The sequence below is a fragment of the Aeromonas fluvialis genome (assembly GCF_000819885.1).
In the GTDB taxonomy this organism is placed as follows: Bacteria; Pseudomonadota; Gammaproteobacteria; order Enterobacterales; family Aeromonadaceae; genus Aeromonas; species Aeromonas fluvialis.
In genome coordinates this window covers 24,366-28,131 of record NZ_CDBO01000072.1, presented here as the reverse complement: position 1 = coordinate 28,131, position 3,766 = coordinate 24,366, and the positions used below count along the sequence as shown (strand labels likewise).

Annotated in this window: 2 protein-coding genes and 2 pseudogenes; 3 read left to right on the top strand and 1 reads right to left on the bottom strand. The window is 57.1% G+C overall.

Annotation, left to right across the window (positions count from 1 at the left end; genetic code table 11):
* The 3 genes and pseudogenes from BN1125_RS16265 to BN1125_RS16255 all read left to right on the top strand — a co-directional run.
* Positions 1-792, top strand: a pseudogene (locus BN1125_RS16265) (IS4 family transposase); the annotation flags it as partial.
* A gap of 189 nt (positions 793-981) precedes the next feature.
* Positions 982-1,839 carry a type 2 periplasmic-binding domain-containing protein gene (locus tag BN1125_RS16260; protein WP_042013520.1) on the top strand — a complete coding sequence of 286 codons (858 nt, stop codon included), beginning with the start codon at positions 982-984 and terminating at the stop codon, positions 1,837-1,839.
* On the top strand, positions 1,839-3,320 hold the full coding sequence (locus tag BN1125_RS16255) for a methyl-accepting chemotaxis protein (RefSeq protein ID WP_052446189.1): 1,482 nt from the start codon (positions 1,839-1,841) through the stop codon (positions 3,318-3,320). Before BN1125_RS16260 ends, BN1125_RS16255 begins: the two co-directional genes overlap by 1 nt.
* Before the next feature lie 199 nt (positions 3,321-3,519).
* On the opposite strand, the pseudogene BN1125_RS16250 reads toward BN1125_RS16255, so the two are convergent.
* Positions 3,520-3,766: pseudogene (locus BN1125_RS16250) on the bottom strand (hypothetical protein); the annotation flags it as partial.

Sequence of the window (3,766 nt, the reverse complement as noted above, 5' to 3'; positions counted from 1 at the left end):
AATGCCACATGCTCATGTCACTGCTGGAGCAAAAGCCGGCCTGTATGCAGCTCTCAGCCGATACCGCGTCAGAGCGTCAGTTCCTTCCAGATGCCAAAGAGCTGACCGGCAGCCTGCTGCTGGCGGATGCGGGTTATATCAGTCACGCCTATTTTGCCGAGGTGAACAAGGCAGGCGGCTTCTATCTGGTGCGGGGCAGCAAGAGCTTAAACCCGGAGATCCTCAGTGCCTGGCGCGATGATGGGCGAACAGCCCCCAAGCTGACCGGCATGTCACTCAAGGAGGCCGGACGGCGGCACTGCCGGGCAGAAGTGCTGGATATGGATGTGAGATCGGGCAAGTACGAGTATCGATTGATCCGGCGCTGGTTCGCCGAGGAGAAGCGATTCTGCATATGGATGACCAACTTGCCACGTGATGCATGGCCAGCAGAGCGCGTGATGCGTCTGTATCGCTGTCGCTGGCAGGTCGAGTTGCTGTTCAAGGAGTGGACATCGCACAACAACCTCAAGGGCTTCGTGACGGGCCAGCAAGCGATCGCCGAGGGTCTGGTATGGGCCAGCCTGCTGTCGCTGGTGCTGAAACGACGAGTGGCACAGACGCTGATGAAAGAGGGTCTATCGACGCTGAAGGAGGCGAAGAGTGGTGTGACATGGTGGCTGCCGATATTGGAAGCAATAGCGCACCGAGCCATCAGCGAAATAAGGGAGCGACTGGAATGGGCGTTGATTTTCTGTCAAAAAACGCCGCCGGACAAAGCAGGGAAAATCGATACAAAACAGGATTTTGTAAGGTATTTTAATTGACGTGTTTTCTTGATGTCCTGTACATGAAAAATTACTTGAATAATTTAACCCCGGATGTTTTGCTGAAAAAATGTATCTCCTTTATGCTGGTGCCAGCCTATCTGCCGGCTGTGTAATAAATTTAATTATCCCGAGTCATCACCTCGGGATTTATATTTTAGAAGCGAAGACGATTATGAAAAGAATATTATTTGCATTGCTCTGCTACTGGTCGATTATTTCGCCCAGCGCCATGGCTGCCACTCTTAAATTGCCCTACCTGCCCAATCAGGAGGAGAGCTACGAGCTCGGCCTGCTCAAGCTGGCGCTCTCCTATAGCCATGAGCCCTACCAATTTTCCTTTGCCGCCGAGGAGCAAAATGACGAAATGCGGGTTGCCGCCATCGAGCAAGGGGATCTGGATCTGTTCTGGTCGGCAACCAACTCCGACCTTGAACGACGCCTGGCACCGATTCGAATTCCGCTCTACAAGGGGCTGCTTGGCCATCGGTTACTGGTGATCCGTCAGCAGGATGCAGCTCGTTTTGCCTCGATCCGAACCCTGAGCGAGCTAGCCAACCTGAAGGCGGGTCAAGGGCGTTTCTGGACCGATACCCGAATTCTCAAAAAGTCCGGTCTTAACGTGGTGACAGCAGTCAAGACAGCCAGCCTCTACCCGATGCTCGATGGCGACCGCTTCGATTACTACCCGCGTGGCGCCGGCGAGGCATGGAGCGAAGTCGAGAAGCTACGCGGGTTCCAGGTAATGGTTGAGCCTCATATAATGCTGATCTACAAGATGCCTCTCTATTTCTTTGTCAGCCAAAAGAACCCGCAATTGGCGCAGCGTATCGAACAGGGTCTGGAGCAGGCCATCGCCGATGGCAGCTTCGACCGCTACTTCTATGCCCATCCGATCGTCAAGTCCGTCCTGGAACGCTCAAACATGCGGCAGCGTACCGCCCTGCGTCTGGAGAATCCCGACCTGCCGGCGGCCACGCCATTGCAACGCCCCGAACTCTGGTTTGATTACACCCGTGAGGTAACTGAGTAATGCCAAAAACACTGAATTCCAAGATCATTTGTCTGCTGCTGGTCGCAGGCCTACTCGGTACTTTGATTGCGCTGACGGGAGGGCGCTGGGTATTGGCCCGCCATCTGGAGGCTGAGTTTGCCGATCAGACCACAGCTCTAGGGACGCTGGCGCAGGTTGCATTAGATGAACCCGTCTTCACCTATGACTATGAGCAGAGTAAGAAACTGGCAGAGTCCCTGATCAATCAGCCGCAGATCGCCAGCATCCGCATCACAGACCATAGAGGCAAATTGCTCGCAGAGGCGCAACGTCCCGCCACGGGGGATCTGGTGGCGGCGCAGGCCGACATCCGGCATGCCGACTCGGTAGCTGGCAAGATGGAGATCCAGTATGACAGCGGCTCCATAGCCGCCAGCCTCGGGGCGCTGATGGAGGTGCTGATCGGCCTGATAGTGCTGCTATTGGTCGGTATCTCGGCCCTGATCTTCATTACCATGAAGCGCATCGTAGTCACGCCGCTCAATGCCGTGACCCGTCTGCTCGAGGAGATGGCCATGGGTCAAGGTGATCTGACCCAGCGTCTACCGGAGCGTAGTGCCGATGAACTAGGCCGCCTGGCGCGCGCTTTCAATGCGGTTATGGTCACCCTCTCCGGGCTAGTATCCGGCCTGACCCATATCGGGCAGCAGGTCAACGGCTCCAGCGATACTCTGGAACAGGTGGCCACCGATACCCAGGCGCACATTGACCAGCAGCAGCAGGAGATCGAACAGGTCGCCACGGCACTGCACGAGCTGTCGATGACAGCCCATGAGGTGGCCCAGCACGCCGAGACGACAGCCGAAGCGACCCATGAGGCGAATCGTTTTGCCAGCGAAGGTTATGCTCGAGTGCAGGAGAACTTCTCGCTGATTGCGGCGTTACGCAGCGACATGGATGGCTCGGCCACCCAACTGCAGACCCTGCGCGAGACCTCGGCGGAGATTGGTAACATTGTGGTGGTGATCCAGAGTATTGCCGAGCAGACCAATCTGCTGGCGCTCAATGCCGCCATTGAGGCTGCTCGCGCCGGTGAGCAGGGCCGAGGTTTTGCCGTGGTTGCCGATGAGGTTCGGGCGCTAGCGAGCAAGACCCAGCAGAGCACCAAGGAGATCGAGGTCATCATCCGTCAGTTGCAGCAGGCATCAGATGTTGCCTATGGCGGTATGCAGAAGAACCAGCAGGCGGTGTTGCGCGCCAATGATATTGCCGCGTCACTGCAAGAGGTGCTGCAGGGGATCGAATCCCGCATTGGGAGTGTCAATGCGATGAATGCCCAAGTGGCAACGGCTGCCCACGAGCAGAGCTCGGTGGCGGCGGAAATCAGCCGTAATGTGGAGTCGGTCAAGGTGCTCTCCTGCCAACTGGGCGAGCTGGGTCTGGGGGTCACAGAGCAGGCCCAGCAGGTGCGCGGGCAAAATATCGCGCTCAATGGCCAATTAGCCCAATTTACCGTCTAATCAAGGGTTGCGAATGGCTGATCACTTAATTAACCGATCCTCATTGTGCTACATCGACAAGGTAACACAGGTCGATACGTCGTGAACTCATCCATGGGGCTCCACCGCGCCATCCCTGGCGCGGTGGGTTACCTAAGTCGATGTCGTGAGTGATCGACTATGCGGAGCAGATAGTGAGAGGGCCGCGCCTATCCGCTTCTTAATCCCGATCGATGGCGAAGGCGGACCAGGCTTGGCGGGTGGGCATCACTTCCACCCGGTTGATGCAGATATGATCCGGCAGGGTGGCGATATAGAACATCTGCTCGGCGATATCCTCGGCACTGAGCGCAGTGGTGCCCTGGTAGAGACGGTCCGAGGCGGCCTGATCGCCCTTGGTCCGCACCAGGGTAAATTCGGTCTCGGCAATGCCGGGGGGGCCACGTCGGTGCTGCTGGTCAGCGACC

Excerpts from the sequence above, each read along its gene's own strand:
- BN1125_RS16255 (WP_052446189.1), top strand. The coding sequence starts at position 1,839 with ATGCCAAAAACACTGAATTCCAAGATCATTTGTCTGCTGCTGGTCGCA.
- BN1125_RS16260 (WP_042013520.1), top strand. The coding sequence starts at position 982 with ATGAAAAGAATATTATTTGCATTGCTCTGCTACTGGTCGATTATTTCG.